This window comes from Flavobacterium sp. GNP001 (genome assembly GCF_054343775.1).
In genome coordinates, this window is the sequence record NZ_JBTGUX010000001.1 from 1,103,466 (window position 1) to 1,118,902 (window position 15,437).

Consider the following 15,437-nt stretch of genomic DNA (forward strand, 5'->3'; position numbering starts at 1 on the left):
AAAAATATTTATAAAAGTGCTCAAATTTACACTTTTTAAATAAATTAAGAACTCTTTAAGAAAAAAAACACGGCTGGATGGCCGTGTTTTTAACAATTTGGTAGTTCTACTAAGATCTTCTATTCTCACTTCTGCCTGAATTGCCTCTCTGGTTTTCTGTACGTTGGGGTGCATTACCTCTGCTATTGTCACGTGGGGCAGGAGTTGCGTTCGAGTTTCTATTAGAAGATCTATTTTCAACTCTGTTTTGTGAAAAAGTTCTATTTTGACTTCTTTCTCCCATTGTACTACGTTCATCGCGACTAGAACCGTAACTGCGGTTTTCGATTCGTCCTGATCTCGGGTTGCTTGTTCGGCTTTCAACTTTGGCGCCTTCATTCTCTCGTGCTCTTGATGGAGTGTAGCGATTACTTGCTTCGCTTCTTGTTTCTAACGAGCCACGGGTACTTCTACTTGGTGCATCAACTCTTGAACTACGACCAATTGCGTCTGTATTTCGATTTGATCGATTAGAGTACGAATCATTTGCGGTTGACCTATCGTTTGAAGATCCTCTTGGAGTAGCAAATCGGTCTGTTTCTTGTGTGTTACGACTTGCATTCGTGTTGTATCGATTTTCAGTACTAGTTCGTCGGTTTGCATAAGTAATATTGCCTCGTGAAGATCTTTGTCGATCTAATTCATAGCGGTTGGTAACCGTTGCGTTTCGGTGCGAAAAAGAATAATGTGGGTGTTGTCTTTCATATCCGTTAGAGCGTCTAGAATTATATAAAACTATTGCTTGGTTGCTGCGTCTATAATTGACATAGTTGTAGTTGTTGTTAAAATTTAAGGTGATATTGATATTGTTTCTATATCTAAAAACTGGAAAAGGATTCCATGCTCTGTAGTAACTTGGGTAATAACCCCAGTTCCAAGTTGAACAGTAAGGTCTATAAGATGGTCTCCAAAAAGAGGCATATAAAACGGGTGTACTATAATACACAGGCTCATAAATGTAATTGGCTCCATACAAAAAAGTATCTCCAACCACTTGTACATGTACCTTGTTGTATTGATCTTTTTCAACATCAATTGTGGCAACGTCTTGGTATACATCGCGATCTAAAACCGCTTGTACAATAATTAGGTGTGTTCTGTTTTCTACGGTTTCGATTACGCGTAGATAATCAACTTCTTGGTCATCGTTCAAGTCAAGATTTGAAATTTGTGCATCAGGATCGTTAAGGCGTCGTTCAAAATCTTGTAAATCGCGCGCTTCTCCAAAAATGGATGCTACCGCACGTAGATCTAGATTATCACTGATTTCCGAACTTGTTGCTTGCACAGAAGACCTTTTTTGTGCTTGCAATTGAATACTGAAAACAGGAATCAGAAGGGCAAGTAAAAGTACTTTCGTTTTCATGTTATAAAATTTTAGGTTTTTCTTTTTTTCAAGAACCAATTACTGTGCCAATGTATTTTAATAGGTTTGGTGCTCCACTTTAAAATTGTATTTTAGCTTTAAAATAAAGATATATTATGATAAATAAACTATTGATTTTATTGCTTTTGACAAGTTGTTTGGCTTGTACTACGAATAAAAATACTGCGGTTAAAAAATCTTTTAATTCAGTGAAAATTGATACTCTTTTTAAAGATAAAATAAGTATTCGTGCCATTGAAATTGATGGAAACACAGTCTGGTACGCTGCAGATAAAGGTCGTTTTGGATCATTTGATATAAACAAAAATGAGCGCAAAGAGCAATTAATTGGTAACGGTACAGCACTACTAGAATTTAGAAGTATTACTCAAAATAAAAAGTCTGTATTTATTGTAAATGTGGGTAATCCTGCATTTTTATATCAAATTCCGAAAAATTCTCGTGTACCTAAAGTAGTTTATCAAGAAAGTAATGAAAAAGTTTTTTTCGACAGTATGCGTTTTTGGGATGCCAACGAAGGTATTGCAATGGGAGACCCTGTAGCTGATTGCTTAAATATTATTATAACCAGAGACGGAGGTGCTACTTGGTCAAAAATTGCAACTACTGTTTTACCAACCGTTAAACAAGGCGAAGCAGCTTTTGCTGCGAGTAATACAAATATAATTGTTAAGGGAAATGATACTTGGATTGTTTCAGGTGGTACGCAATCGAGGGTGTTTTATTCTGGTGATCGAGGACGAAGTTGGACAGTTTACAATACACCAATTGTGCAAGGACGCGCTATGACTGGAATTTTTACTGCTGATTTTTACAATAGTAAAATCGGATTTATATCGGGTGGAGATTATGAAAATAGAAACCAAAATTTTGGTAACAAAGCTATCACAATAGATGGCGGGAAAACTTGGAAGTTGGTTGCCGAAAATCAAGGGTTTGGCTATGCTTCTTGTGTACAGTTTGTACCCGGAGGTGCTGGTAAAGAATTGGTTTCAGTAGGTTTTTCTGGTTTGTATTATTCTGCTGATTCAGGCCAAAGTTGGAAATTACTTCTTTCAGATTCCTCTTTAAACACTATCCGGTTCATAAATAGAACAACAGCTATAGCTGCAGGTCAACAAAAAATGATTCGAATTCAGTTCTTTTAAAAACAAAAAAACACTCTAGTTTTACAATTTAGAGTGTTTTTTTTGAATTAATAAAAGTAATTTTATTTACGAGATCCGTGGTTTCGGTATTGCTGTAGTAACTTTCGGTTGAAGTCTTCTTCTGCTTTTTTTAATTTTACAATTTTTATTGCTGGCAATATCGTTCGAATATTTTGCATGAATTTTTTACGAACTAAAAAAAGTTCTTCTTCTGTATCTTCAATTTGTGCCAAAAAAATATTTGCCTCTTTTTCAGTAATTTTATCCAAAGATCCGTCGTTCATTCTTCGAACATAACTTTTCATTTTTTGGTGTCTTAGTTCAAATTGTTTGTCATCGTACGCATTGTAAATTGGCCAAAAACGAGCGGCTTCACTACTAGAAAAATCAAGTTCAGTAGTAAAAAATGCAACTTTTAAGGCTTTTATTTGCTCTCTTTTTTCTTTCATGCTTTCGCCTTGTCCGTAAAACTGGAGCGAAATCATCAAGAAGAGTAAGGGGAATAATTGTTTTAATTTCATTGTAATTATATTTAGTTGTAAAAAAATTGGAGACATTTTTATCTTACTCCAAGATTAAATTTTCAAGATTAGCATTTGTAGAAAAGTGTTCTTCAATACTTTCGTCTTCTAAAACTATCGATGTGTTGATTTTTTCCAGATCTTCAGCGTCTAAATTATTCAGTAAATCATATTGATTTACGGAGGATTGGTAAGTAATGTAATTTTCCAAGGCAACAGGATCTACTTTTGCATTCATTGGATCCGATGTATAAAAAACAGGAATCATTAACGCCATCACTAAAACTGCTGCAATCATCATTAAAACTTTTTTTCTTTTTTGAAATAATGATATTACTTTAGTTTCTTCTTGCGGTAATCGAGCTAATAATTTGCTTGAAAAAGTATCAAAATAAGCATCTGGCACTGCAAATCCAGCCTCAATTTTCGGTTCGTTATCTAATTTAAATGTCTTCATAATGAGTTTAGACCGTTTAATTTATAAAAGGTTTAATTGTTGGCTACAAAAGCCTCTATTTTTTTTACAGCCAAATGGTAGGATGCTTTTAAACCTCCAACCGATGTTCCGAGTATTTCTGATATTTCTTCGTATTTCAGTTCTTCAAAATATTTCATTTTAAAAACTAATTGCTGTTTTTCGGGCAACTGGGCAATAGCTTTTTGTAACTTTAATTGCATCTCGTTACCATCAAAAAAAACATCTGCTTCAAGATTTTCAATAGTTTTGTTTTGTAATGCTTCTGATGTAATGTGATTTGCTTTTGCCTTTTGTTTTAAAAAAGTTAATGCCTCGTTTGTAGCTATGCGATACATCCATGAAAAAAGTTTGCTTTCGCCTTTAAAGTTTTTTAGGTGCTGAAATATTTTTATAAAACAATTTTGCAACACATCATCAGCATCATCATGATTCAAAACTATCAATCTGATGTGATTGTATAAAGGTCTTTGATACTCCGAAAGCAAACGCTGAAACGCAACATTTTGCGTTTTAGGGTTTAGCAATTGGTTTATAAATTCCTGTTCTTCTTGCAAAATGGTGTTTTTAATTTAGTAGTACTTATTAAAAAAAATTATCTAGAATTCAGATAAGTCTTGTTCTTTAATAGCTTTTGGTTGAACTGATTTTGGAGGTGCTATTGCTGAAGTTTCGTTTTCAATAGGAATTGTTGCAGGAATAACGACAGCTTTGGGCATCATAGGAATATAAATTTCAGTTTCCCATTTGGATGGGTTTTTAATTTCAAATCGACTTTTATTTAGTACCTCTAACTTTAAAAATTGGTTTCCTACGACGATTTTATTGGTGTTGATATAATTTTTTGATTTTACGTATGCTTTGTTTAGGTGCGTATAATCTCCGGTTAAGGTTGTTTTTACTGCTTCGAAAGTTTCTAATTTATCAACCAAAATGTCGCTTCCCATACTGGTAGCGATTTGGTATTTTATGGGAACGCAAAATGAAACTTTAGCCACATCTCTCGCATTGTCGTAAGCAAGAAATAATAAAAAGGGCTTGCCGTTTAATTCAATATTGTTTTGTTTGCAAAACGTATTCAGTTTGTAAATAATGATACGAGCGTTTTTATAAATATGAGCAGTTTTTGTGGAGTAAGTTTGTTTTAAATAAAAAGTTCCTGCTTTTTTAACTATTCCATTTGAGGTTACTTCGAATGTTTTCAACTTGTAGTTTAGGGTTTTGTTTAAGTTTGCTAAGCTTTTTTCGTACAAACTTCCTATTATTTTTTCTGCACCTCCATTAAAGGTGGCATAAATTTTCATTGTGAAACTCATTTTCCCTTTAGATTTCCAAGTTACTTTAGTTCCTCCTATAGTATCCTTAAATTTTAAAGTTACGTCAGTTTCAGTGCCATCATAGTCCATTTTTTGAGCAATACTATCGTTCTCTTTTGTGGTTATGTTGCGTATACTTCCCGTTTTATTGCTGTTAGTCCAACTGTATTTCGCACCAGCTCCTGCACTTACAACTGAATATGAAAATGTTGTTTCAGGTTGATCAATGGTCCAAGAGGTAAAATCTTCCCAGTTTTTTAAATCGTTAATGTAATTAAAAACAGTGTTCCTTTGAGTTGGAATTACCAGACTTCTTTCTACAGTAAAATCTCCCTTTTGTGTAGCTACAAATACTGTTGCCGCAACAAAACTGAGCAGCAATAAAAGAAACAAGTATTTTAAAATTCTCATGGTAATACGTTTTTGATTGGCTTAAATTTAAATAATAATTTACTTGTAGTCTTGGTAAGAGTTTTAGAACAAGTTAAATTATCATCTTAATAATTTTGTATTTTCTGTTTATAAGAGATTCACTTACATATTTTAAAAAATATACATCGCTCTATAAAATGCGCACAAGATAGCAGACAATTTTTAAATATGTTTAATTATCTTTTAAAAAATACTTTAATGACAAACAAAATTGCAATAAATGCAAGAAAACCAATAAGTATTTTATAGTTTCCTTTGTAAAACTGCTTGTGAATATTGATGTCTTTGCGATAGGAGTAGACCGCTGCAATTATAAATGATATAAAAAATAAGACCGCAAATACGAGTTGACCTTTACTGAACATAGTTAATTTTATTTTTGGTAAATTTAGGTAATAGTTTAGAAATAGTTACTAATTTGCCCTTGCAATTAACAAATTTTAAGGATGGAAAAACAAATTGATGCAGTAAAAGAATTTCATACTGCTTATAGACTTGGTTACAGTGAGGCTCCTCTTGCGGTGCTTGCAAACAATAAAGAAGAACTTAGGTTTGAACTCATGAAGGAAGAAAACGAAGAGTATCTTGAGGCAGCTAAAAATGGTGATTTAGTTGAAATTGCTGATGCTTTGGGGGATATGCTTTACATTTTATGTGGGACCATTATTGAGCACGGTTTGCAAGATAAAATAGAAGCTGTTTTTGATGAAATCCAGCGAAGTAACATGAGTAAACTCGATGAAAATGGGCAACCTATTTATCGTGAAGATGGTAAAGTTTTGAAAGGGCCAAACTACTTCAAACCTGATTTTTCATCGATTTTTGACAATGAATAAGGAAAACCTAATTTGATTGTAAAAAAAAAGCGATTTTCACAGAGAAAATCGCTTTTTTTATATCCTAATTTGGAGGTATTATTAAATTTTAACGGTCCATCCAAAAGTATCTTCTTCTAATTTGTTTTGAATGTTTGTTAGCTTATCTTTCAATTGATTAGCTACCGTAGATTCAAGCTTAGGTAATTCAAAATATTCGTCTTTATAAGAAAATCCAGATATTGGACTTACGACAGCTGCAGTACCTGCTCCAAAAATTTCTTGTAAAGTTCCATCTTTTGCGGCAGCAACAAGCTCATCTACCAATACAGAGCGTACCTCTACGTTAATGCCTTCGCTTTTTGCTAATTCAATCAAGGTTTTTCTAGTAACACCGTCCAAAATACGTTCGCTAACAGGAGCTGTAAGAAGTTTGTTGTTGATTCTGAAAAACACGTTCATGGTTCCCGCCTCTTCTAATTTTGTATGTGTTGCATCGTCAGTCCAAATTACTTGTTGAAAACCTTGCTTATTGGCAAGTGTTGTTGGGTAAAATTGTGCTCCGTAATTTCCAGCCGCTTTGGCTGCTCCAATACCGCCATTAGCTGCGCGACTGTAGTGTTCTGCGATAAGTACTTTGACATCTCCAGCATAATAGGATGTTACTGGCGACAAAATGATCATAAATTTATAATCGTCTGATGGATTTGCGATTACTCCCGTTCCGTTTGCAATCATAAACGGTCTAATGTACATGGCGTTTCCTTTTCCTTTTTTGATCCAAGCTTCATCAAGTTGCAACAATTGACGAAGACCACTCATAAAAAGTTCTTCTGGTACTTCAGGCATTGCCATACGCACTGCTGATTTATTAAATCTATTGAAATTTTCGTCAGGTCTAAAAAGCCAAATTTCATCTGCTTCATTTTTATAGGCTTTCATTCCTTCAAAAATGGCTTGCCCGTAATGAAAAACTCTTGTTGAAGGGTCTAATAAAAAAGGCGCATATGGTTTAATAACTGGTTGTTGCCATTCTCCATTTTTAAAGTCGCATTCAAATAAGTGATCCGTAAATACAGACCCAAAGCTTAAGTTGCCAAAATCTACGTCGTTTATTTTGGTAGTCGCAGCTTTTATAATTTCAATTTGGGTAGTTTGAGTAGTACTCATAGTTGTATACTGTTTTTTGATTTTATTTTAAATGAAAGCCTGCATTTCTTGCATTGCTCGCAGGGCCTCCCTTAATATTTGCAAAATTAAATAAAATTCAGTACAATTCTTATCAATAAACTATTAATTATGTCTTTTTGGTGAGATTTGTTTATTTTGTAAAAAATCCATTCGAACTTGTTTGTTTTATGCGAGTTTTGTGCAAAAAACATGCAGATTTTAGGGCTATCATTTTAGATTTGATTAATTTTGAAGAGGGTTTTAATGCAATTTAAACATCAATAACTAAGAGTAACACGTTGAAAAGAGAAATTATTCAAACACTTGATGGTTCAACAACCATACATTTAACAGATTGGGACGAATGTTACCACTCTAAGCACGGTGCTATACAAGAAGCACAGCATGTATTCATTAAAAACGGATTGGCTCTATTTCCAAATCAAGAAATAGCGTTACTCGAAATTGGTTTTGGAACTGGGCTCAATGCTTTCATTACATTGTTAGAGTCCGAGAAAAGAAACCAAACTATTCATTATGTGGGAGTAGAGGCTTATCCTGTTGCTGCCGAAGAAGTTTTACAAATGAATTACGTCGCCGAGCTAAACGCCGGTGATAAATTGGAGCTATTTCAAAAAATGCATCAATGCCCTTGGGGAGAAAGTACTATTTTAAAAAATAATTTTACCCTTTTAAAAAGGCAACAGTTTTTTGAAAATATTACTGATAGTGATTGTTTTGATTTAATTTATTTTGATGCTTTTGGCTACCGTGTGCAACCTGAACTTTGGAGTACCGCCATTTTTGAAAAAATGTATAAATCATTAAAATCAGGAGGTGTTTTAGTGACTTATGCAGCGCGCGGAGTAGTTAAAAGGAGTATGATTGAGGTTGGTTTTACGGTCGAAAAATTAGCGGGACCACCTGGCAAAAGAGAAATGTTTAGGGCATTTAAAAAGTAAATAGGGTCGTAGTGGTTATTATTGTACTAGGATACTAAAATAGCTAATACAACGTTAAATTTATGTGCAGGTAATAAAATTGTAGTATTTTTACAAAAAAAACAATCAAAATATCAATTAAATCTTCATTTACTATGTCGAAAATCATGTATGATTATACAAAATCAATTTTGGAAAGAGTAAGTTTTGATCCCACTTTATTTTGCAAAGAGTTAGAAAAAGCTATTAAAACGCTTCTTCCTTATGAGTTGGAACAATTGCGCGAATGGCTTTTAAATTTTACAGTTGAGAAACCAGAGTTAAAACAATGTTTGATTTTAGTCAATTCGTAAACAATAGAAAAATAATAGAGTATAAAAAAAGTCGGAATCAAATTCCGACTTTTTTTATGTTATTTTTTCGGCATTGAACTGATGATTTCTATATTTTGAAACACAATTGCTCCTTTGATGACGCCGGCAATCGTGCTACGTAATGCATCGATAATTTGAATTTTTAATTCGTTTTTAGGAAATATTAAACTTACTTCTCTTGCAGGTTTTGGTTCTTTAAAATGACGAAGTTTTAGTTTGTCTTTTTCTTTTAAATCTAAAGTATGTAAGTAAGGCAGTAGCGTGGTGCCCAAACCTTCATCAGCTAACTTAATAAGGGTTTCAAAACTGCCACTTTCAATTTGAAAATGACTAATTTCATTGCGGTCACCAGTTTTGCATAAGTTGAGTATGCCGTCTCTAAAGCAATGTCCGTCTTGTAATAATAGAATTTCATCTAAATTTAAATCAGCTACTTCAATTTCATTTTTTTGAAAGTGATGATGACTTTCAGGTATGTAAGCCACGAAGGGTTCGTAATAAAGAACTATTTCTTTAATTTTTTCTTCCAGAAGTGGCGTTGCCGCTATTCCAGCATCAAGATGACCGTTATTCAATTTAGTAATAATCTCTGAAGTGTTTAATTCCTCAATGATCAATTTTACTTTTGGATATTTTTTAATGAAATTGTTCAAAAACATGGGCAAAAGTGTAGGCATGATGGTTGGAATAATGCCAAGCCTGAATTCACCACCTATAAATCCTTTTTGTTGCTCTACAATATCTTGAATCCGATCAGCCTCTACTACAATATTTTTTGCTTGATTTACAATCTTTTGGCCAATATCCGTTAATTGAATTGGTTTTTTAGTTCTATCAAAAATTTGAATATTGAGTTCTTCCTCAATTTTTTGAATTTGCATGCTCAAAGTAGGTTGTGTAACAAAGCACTTTTCAGCCGCGAGAGTGAAGTTTTTATATTCGGCTACCGCCAAAACGTATTTTAATTGAGTAATTGTCATCGAATAATAAAATTTTATACAAAGATAAAAACTATCGATTTAATTTATATGTTTTTTAACTTCTAAAAACTTAAATATTTTTAGTATTTTAGTTAAAAAATATGAAATGTTCTGCCATTTTTCTTAACTAAAAAGATATTTTTGCCACATGAAGTCAGTAGCTCCTATTTTACTTTTCTTTTTTATTGCTTTTTTGTCAACGCCGACTATTGTGAGTTTGATAGAAAATGATACTGATATTAGCATGTTTTACAGTTTCTCAGAGGAAGAAGTAAATAAAAATTTCAAGGAAATAAAAGCAGAATTAAAGCAAAATTTTGATTATCCAATTGTCGTTGCTAAGCCATCTTTGAATTCTGAAATTATTTCGGAAAACTTATCTCGTCATGACACTGTTTTAGAAAAAATATTTTCTCCACCGCCAGAATTTATTTAATACATTTTAGATCGTTTTCAAATTGTTTGAAAACCAGTTACATGTTTAAATAATTTAATGGTATGACCAAAAAAATCAATCTTTTTGCGAATTTAAAATCTGATTTTTCTTCAGGTTTAGTAGTTTTTCTTGTGGCTTTGCCACTGTGTCTCGGTATTGCTTTGGCAAGTGGAGCACCTTTATTTTCGGGTATTATTTCAGGAGTAATTGGTGGGATAGTGGTAGGCTATTTAAGTCAATCTCATCTTAGCGTCTCTGGTCCCGCAGCGGGTTTAACAGCAATTGTTTTAACAGCTATTACCGATTTGGGTTCGTTTGATTCTTTTCTTTTAGCCGTATTAATTGCCGGAATCATTCAATTAATTTTAGGTTTTATAAAAGCGGGTACGATATCAAATTATTTTCCCAACAATGTTATCGAGGGAATGCTTGCTGGTATAGGTGTGATTATCATTCTCAAACAAATTCCGCATGCGTTTGGTTATGATCCAGATTTTGAAGGAGACGAATCCTTTTTTCAACTAGATGGGCAAAATTCATTTTCTGAAATATTTCAAGTAGTGAATCATGTTCAATTAGGATCCATAATTATAGCCTTGATATCACTTGCTATTTTAATACTTTGGAATAAAATTACCTTTTTGAAAAGTATAAAGCTAGTTCCGCCAGCTTTAGTTGCGGTAATAGTGAGTATTTTAATAAACGAATTTTTTATTCAATCAGGCAGTAGTTTAGCTATTTTAAAAGAGCATTTGGTGAGTCTGCCGGTTCCAACTTCGTTAGAAGAATTCAAAAATATCATTGTTACACCTGATTTCACTGCTATTTCAAATTCTAAAGTTTGGATTGTTGCTGTTACGATTGCGGTAGTTGCCTCTATTGAAACTTTATTGTGTATTGAAGCCTCTGATAGGATGGATGCTTTAAAACGATATACCAATACTAATGTAGAATTAAAAGCACAAGGAATTGGTAATATTTTAAGTGCTCTTTTAGGCGGTTTGCCAATGACTTCAGTAGTTGTTAGAACTACTGCTAATAACACTGCAGGAGCAAAATCAAAAATGTCTACAATAATTCATGGTGGTCTTTTGCTTGTAAGTGTTTTGGCAATACCATCGATATTGAATAAAATTCCCTTAGCAACATTGGCAGCCGTGCTACTGATGGTAGGTTATAAATTAGCAAATCCAGCTACGGTAAAGCATTTTTGGGAAAAAGGGAAATATCAATTCATACCATTTATAGCAACATTTGCGGCCGTAGTTTTCACAGATTTGTTAAAAGGAGTTGCTTTAGGGATGATAATTAGTGTTATTTTCGTTTTAAAAGGAAATATGAAACGCGCTTATAATTTTAGAAAAGAACAATACCAAGATGGAGATGTTATTCATATCGACTTGGCTCAAGAGGTTTCTTTTTTGAATAAAGCAGCTATTAAAGAAACAATTGCATCTATTCCTTCAAATTCAAAAGTGATTATCAATGCATCCGATACGGTATATATTGCGCACGATGTATTAGATTTAATTAAAGAATTTAAGAAAATTAGGTCAAAAGAAGAAAATATTAAAGTAAAACTAATTGGCTTTAAAGAAGCCTATGATCTTGAAAATAGTGGTGAAGATGAAAAGCACGTTTTTGTTGAATCCAAAAAAAAATAATTACAAAAATTAAAAAATATGAAAGCACATAATAGAGAATCGCAAGCTCAAATGACGCCACAAAAAGCGTTGGATTATTTAAAAGAAGGAAATCAAAGATTTATGAGTAATTTGAAAGCTCATAGAGATTTGTTAGAACAAGCCAATGCAACAGTTGATGGTCAATGGCCATTTGCAACCATATTAAGTTGCATCGATAGTAGAACATCGGCAGAACTGATTTTTGATCAAGGTCTAGGAGATGTTTTTTCGGTTAGAATTGCAGGTAATGTTGTGAATACTGATATTTTGGGAAGTATGGAATTTGCATGTAAAGTTGCTGGTTCTAAGCTTATCGTGGTTTTGGGGCATACCAAATGTGGTGCAATAAAAGGCGCTTGTGATCATGTTGAAATGGGGAATTTAACCGAATTGTTGTCTAAAATTCAACCCTCAGTTTATCAAGAGAGTGAAACTCTAACGGAGAGAAGTTCAAAAAATGCAACTTTCGTTGAAAACGTATCTCAAATCAATGTAAAAAGAAATGTAAACAGTATTCTAGAACGAAGCCCAATCCTAAAGCAAATGATTGAAAATGGTGAAATTGGTATTATTGGAGCAATGCATAATTTAGAAACAGGTGAAGTTACTTTTTATGAAGATGCCTCTTTTATCAACAACTAAATAATTTAATTGTAATACTAAAAACCATTAATTAGCAAGATTAATGGTTTTTTTATTTTTAGGATCAATAAAAATCATGAGCGAATATTATCAAAAATTACTAGAAAATAATAAAGAATGGGTTGAGAGTCAATTGGCTGTTGATAAAGATTTTTTTAAAGATTTGGCTAAAGGACAAAATCCGCAATTGTTATGGATAGGCTGTTCTGATAGTCGCGTTCCTGCAAACGAAATTGTAGGAGCAAAACCAGGCGAAGTTTTTGTTCATAGAAATATTGCCAACATGGTGGTCCACTCTGATATGAATATGTTGAGTGTGCTTGATTATGCTGTTAATGTTTTAAAAGTAAAGCACGTGATTGTCTGCGGGCACTATGGTTGCGGAGGTGTAAAGGCAGCCATGGGCAATCAATCTATTGGAATTATTGACAACTGGATTCGACACATAAAAGATGTGTACCGTTTGCATCATGCGCACCTGGACACGATTGCAGATGAAACTACTCGTTTTAATACTTTCGTAGAATTGAACGTGAAAGAACAAGTTTTTGATTTGGCCAAAACATCAATCGTTCAAGGCGCATGGAGTAATGGTCAAGATCTGACTTTACATGGTTGGGTTTATGGTTTAAATTCGGGTTTTGTAACTGATTTAGAGGTAAACATCAGTTCTGAAAAAGATTTAGATGATGTATATCAACTAAAATTTTAAATATTTAGCCGCTAACTAGCGGCTTTTTTATTCTTCTTCCAAATTTTCATTAAACGCTGAAGGCAATAATTTGGGTATAAATTTAACTAAGATAGGCAACAACAAACTACCGCCTGGAAGCAAAAATATTGTTAGTGAAGGAATCGTTTTGCATATTTCCAACAGTTGCTTTTTTACCTTTCTCTTTTCTTTTTCTTCTAGATCGCGGTGCGTAGAATGGGCTAGTAACACCATTAATTCTTTGCTTTGTAGCAATTCTTTCAATAATCTATTTTTATTGCGGCTTATAAGTGTTACAACACTTTGAGTTGTTTGATCATAAAAGTGTTTTACTGGATTCGAGTAGTTAAAATAAGGAATTTCTTTTTTGTATCGTGCAATGAAATCATGTGCATTTTTGACACTTTCCTCCACGAATTCTTCGGATACTTGTAGCGTAGTACCCAAGGAATGTAAAAAATAGGCTTCGTCGTTTTCGATTTCTTGATCACTCCACAAAGCCATTCCTACCAAATCAATGAAATATTTTTTTTCCAATTCGTGTGTAAAGTACTCGAGTTGTAGGGCATCAATACTTTGAGCGGTTACTTTTGAAAACTTACTGTATCTTATAGAAGCTTCAAATAATTTGATTAACAAATCATCATATTGTGATTTTGTAGATTTTATTTTTAAAGCTAGAGTTACTAAATTTACAATGGTTTCTTCAATTTTTTTTAGGTATTTCTCAGGTATTTCACCATGAACTAAATACTGTCTAAATGCCAAGACATCTATAAAAAGTAGTGCATTAGTAACCAAGTGAGAAAAATTCTTGCTTATAATACTGTCATTGGTTTGTACTCTTTGGTCAATAATTTTCTCTAAGGTTAGTGACGTAGAGTTTTTTGGGAGTATTTTTTTCAACAAACTAAATCCTTCTGGATTCATTTCGTTGTAAAAAGCAACTGCTCGTTGTGCAAAAATACTGGTATCTATTGCAGTTGTACTTTGGCAAAAAACGCTGTATAATGCATTAAGTAAAGCTACTTTTGAGATTTCCTCTTTAAACCAACCTTTTGTTTCAATTGGATTTGGAAGGTCAAAATCAATAATATGGCCGTAAATAAATCCAGTTGCTCGTACTTTTTGATAAAAGCTAGCATTGTCAACCGAAACAATTTCATTTGTAAAATGCTGTTCGGCGAAAAATTTATCGATCCAACCTGATGTTGATGGGTTAATCATTGTTTAATTTTGAGACTGCAAAGCTATACTATTTTAGATTAGTTTTTGAAGCTACTTTTTTAGTTTAACAAACAAATTACAATTAGTTCAAAAGGAATATAACTACAAGTGTTTTTTCTAATTTTTCCCGCTTTCTCAACGAAAGAAATTCAAAATAACAAAAGCTCCTAAACTACTGTCCAGGAGCTTAAGTAATTCTTTTTCACACTTAAATTAAGCTTTGAATAACTTTTCAGCTTCTTCCCAATTAACTACATTCCAAAACGAAGCAATGTAATCTGCTCTACGGTTTTGATTTTTTAGGTAATAGGCATGTTCCCAAACGTCAAGAGCCAATACCGGTTTGCCTTTCAGTCCAGTTCCTTTCAAACGCATCAAAGGATTATCTTGATTTGCTGTAGATCCTATAACAAGTTTACCATCTTTAACTACAAGCCAAGCCCAACCTGAACCAAAGCGTTTAGTCGCTGCATCTGTAAATTGTTTTTTAAACTCTTCAAAGGAGCCAAAACTAGAATTTATAGCTGTAGCAAGTGATCCTTGAGGTACTCCGCCGCCTTTTGGGCTTAACAAGTTCCAAAATAATGAGTGATTGTAATGGCCTCCGGCGTTATTGCGAATTCCTTCTGGAAATTTATTGATGTTTTCAAAAATTGATTCCAATGTAACACCCATTGTAACTAGGTTTTTGTCAACCGTTTCCAATGCTTTGTTCAAATTAGTGACATAAGCTTGATGGTGTTTGCTATAATGAATTTCCATGGTTGCTTTGTCAAAATGAGGTTCTAAAGCATCGTACGCGTAGGGTAGTTTAGGTAAAGAATATGTTCCCATAACATCAATTACAGCTTCATTTTGAGGTAAAGTTAAAAGCTTGTCATTTGCAAAAGTTTGACTTAACAAACTAGATCCTAGAATTGTTCCTGTAGATAATAGAGCTGTTTGTTTTAAAAAGTTTCTGCGGCTATTGTTGTTTTCCATGACGGTTTATTTTTTATACTAATTAGAGTTGTATTTTAATCCTTAAAATTAGTTTTTTAAATAGTATTTCAAGTTAAGAATCACTTAAATTTTGATGATCCTACTACTATAATATTGCGTTGTAAATTATGGTTTTAAGTGTAATTATATAAAAAA

The 15,437-nt window shown here is 33.1% G+C and carries 17 protein-coding genes; 8 read left to right on the plus strand and 9 right to left on the minus strand.

Features of this window, described 5'->3' with window-relative positions; translation table 11 throughout:
- Positions 1 to 109 precede the first annotated feature (109 nt).
- A complete protein-coding gene (locus ACXX8U_RS04665) occupies positions 110 to 1,405 on the minus strand; it encodes a hypothetical protein (RefSeq protein ID WP_458564825.1) in 1,296 nt (431 codons plus the stop codon).
- A 116-nt stretch (positions 1,406 to 1,521) separates the two neighbouring features.
- Between ACXX8U_RS04665 and ACXX8U_RS04670 the strand changes: the two genes are divergently transcribed.
- Positions 1,522 to 2,574: a WD40/YVTN/BNR-like repeat-containing protein gene (locus ACXX8U_RS04670; RefSeq protein WP_458564826.1), complete on the plus strand. Its 1,053-nt coding sequence runs from the start codon at positions 1,522 to 1,524 to the stop codon at positions 2,572 to 2,574.
- A 62-nt stretch (positions 2,575 to 2,636) separates the two neighbouring features.
- Here ACXX8U_RS04670 and ACXX8U_RS04675 read toward each other — a convergent pair whose 3' ends face one another.
- Genes ACXX8U_RS04675 through ACXX8U_RS04690 form a run of 4 tightly spaced genes read right to left on the minus strand, consistent with a single transcriptional unit; the run spans position 2,637 to position 5,297 of the window.
- The gene (locus tag ACXX8U_RS04675) at positions 2,637 to 3,095 is read right to left on the minus strand and encodes a sensor of ECF-type sigma factor (RefSeq protein WP_458564827.1); all 459 of its coding nucleotides are present in this window, start codon (positions 3,093 to 3,095) and stop codon (positions 2,637 to 2,639) included.
- Positions 3,096 to 3,138: 43 nt separating this feature from the next.
- Positions 3,139 to 3,552 (minus strand): hypothetical protein, encoded by a 414-nt coding sequence (locus tag ACXX8U_RS04680; RefSeq protein WP_458564828.1) that lies wholly within the window; start codon positions 3,550 to 3,552, stop codon positions 3,139 to 3,141.
- A gap of 32 nt (positions 3,553 to 3,584) precedes the next feature.
- Positions 3,585 to 4,127, minus strand: coding sequence for an RNA polymerase sigma factor (locus tag ACXX8U_RS04685; RefSeq protein WP_306261432.1), 543 nt, complete (start codon positions 4,125 to 4,127; stop codon positions 3,585 to 3,587).
- A 42-nt stretch (positions 4,128 to 4,169) separates the two neighbouring features.
- Positions 4,170 to 5,297 (minus strand): SRPBCC family protein, encoded by a 1,128-nt coding sequence (locus ACXX8U_RS04690; RefSeq protein WP_458564829.1) that lies wholly within the window; start codon positions 5,295 to 5,297, stop codon positions 4,170 to 4,172.
- Positions 5,298 to 5,764: 467 nt separating this feature from the next.
- Between ACXX8U_RS04690 and ACXX8U_RS04695 the strand changes: the two genes are divergently transcribed.
- Complete coding sequence (locus tag ACXX8U_RS04695; RefSeq protein ID WP_458564830.1) at positions 5,765 to 6,154, plus strand: pyrophosphohydrolase domain-containing protein; 390 nt, start codon at positions 5,765 to 5,767, stop codon at positions 6,152 to 6,154.
- 81 nt (positions 6,155 to 6,235) lie between these two features.
- On the opposite strand, the gene ACXX8U_RS04700 is transcribed toward ACXX8U_RS04695, so the two are convergent.
- Positions 6,236 to 7,303 carry a branched-chain amino acid aminotransferase gene (locus ACXX8U_RS04700; protein ID WP_458564831.1) on the minus strand — a complete coding sequence of 356 codons (1,068 nt, stop codon included), beginning with the start codon at positions 7,301 to 7,303 and terminating at the stop codon, positions 6,236 to 6,238.
- 299 nt (positions 7,304 to 7,602) lie between these two features.
- Between ACXX8U_RS04700 and mnmC2 the strand changes: the two genes are divergently transcribed.
- Complete coding sequence (gene mnmC2, locus ACXX8U_RS04705) at positions 7,603 to 8,265, plus strand: tRNA (5-methylaminomethyl-2-thiouridine)(34)-methyltransferase MnmC2 (protein WP_458564832.1); 663 nt, start codon at positions 7,603 to 7,605, stop codon at positions 8,263 to 8,265.
- 134 nt (positions 8,266 to 8,399) lie between these two features.
- Positions 8,400 to 8,597, plus strand: a complete 198-nt coding sequence (locus tag ACXX8U_RS04710; protein WP_166135405.1) for a hypothetical protein — start codon at positions 8,400 to 8,402, stop codon at positions 8,595 to 8,597.
- 59 nt (positions 8,598 to 8,656) lie between these two features.
- On the opposite strand, the gene ACXX8U_RS04715 is transcribed toward ACXX8U_RS04710, so the two are convergent.
- On the minus strand, positions 8,657 to 9,598 hold the full coding sequence (locus ACXX8U_RS04715) for a LysR substrate-binding domain-containing protein (RefSeq protein WP_458564833.1): 942 nt from the start codon (positions 9,596 to 9,598) through the stop codon (positions 8,657 to 8,659).
- Between the two features lie 148 nt (positions 9,599 to 9,746).
- Between ACXX8U_RS04715 and ACXX8U_RS04720 the strand changes: the two genes are divergently transcribed.
- The 4 genes from ACXX8U_RS04720 to can all read left to right on the plus strand — a co-directional run bounded on the left by ACXX8U_RS04720 (position 9,747) and on the right by can (position 13,073).
- The gene (locus tag ACXX8U_RS04720; protein ID WP_210788481.1) at positions 9,747 to 10,034 is read left to right on the plus strand and encodes a hypothetical protein; all 288 of its coding nucleotides are present in this window, start codon (positions 9,747 to 9,749) and stop codon (positions 10,032 to 10,034) included.
- A 62-nt stretch (positions 10,035 to 10,096) separates the two neighbouring features.
- Entirely contained in the window at positions 10,097 to 11,698 is a 1,602-nt protein-coding gene (locus tag ACXX8U_RS04725; protein ID WP_458564834.1) for a SulP family inorganic anion transporter, read from the plus strand.
- A gap of 18 nt (positions 11,699 to 11,716) precedes the next feature.
- Positions 11,717 to 12,361 (plus strand): carbonic anhydrase family protein, encoded by a 645-nt coding sequence (locus ACXX8U_RS04730; RefSeq protein ID WP_458564835.1) that lies wholly within the window; start codon positions 11,717 to 11,719, stop codon positions 12,359 to 12,361.
- Between the two features lie 76 nt (positions 12,362 to 12,437).
- Positions 12,438 to 13,073, plus strand: coding sequence for a carbonate dehydratase (gene can / locus ACXX8U_RS04735; RefSeq protein ID WP_458564836.1), 636 nt, complete (start codon positions 12,438 to 12,440; stop codon positions 13,071 to 13,073).
- 27 nt (positions 13,074 to 13,100) lie between these two features.
- Here can and ACXX8U_RS04740 read toward each other — a convergent pair whose 3' ends face one another.
- Complete coding sequence (locus ACXX8U_RS04740) at positions 13,101 to 14,300, minus strand: LETM1-related biofilm-associated protein (RefSeq protein WP_458564837.1); 1,200 nt, start codon at positions 14,298 to 14,300, stop codon at positions 13,101 to 13,103.
- 213 nt (positions 14,301 to 14,513) lie between these two features.
- The gene (locus ACXX8U_RS04745; RefSeq protein ID WP_458566386.1) at positions 14,514 to 15,134 is read right to left on the minus strand and encodes a superoxide dismutase; all 621 of its coding nucleotides are present in this window, start codon (positions 15,132 to 15,134) and stop codon (positions 14,514 to 14,516) included.
- Positions 15,135 to 15,437: the final 303 nt, after the last annotated feature.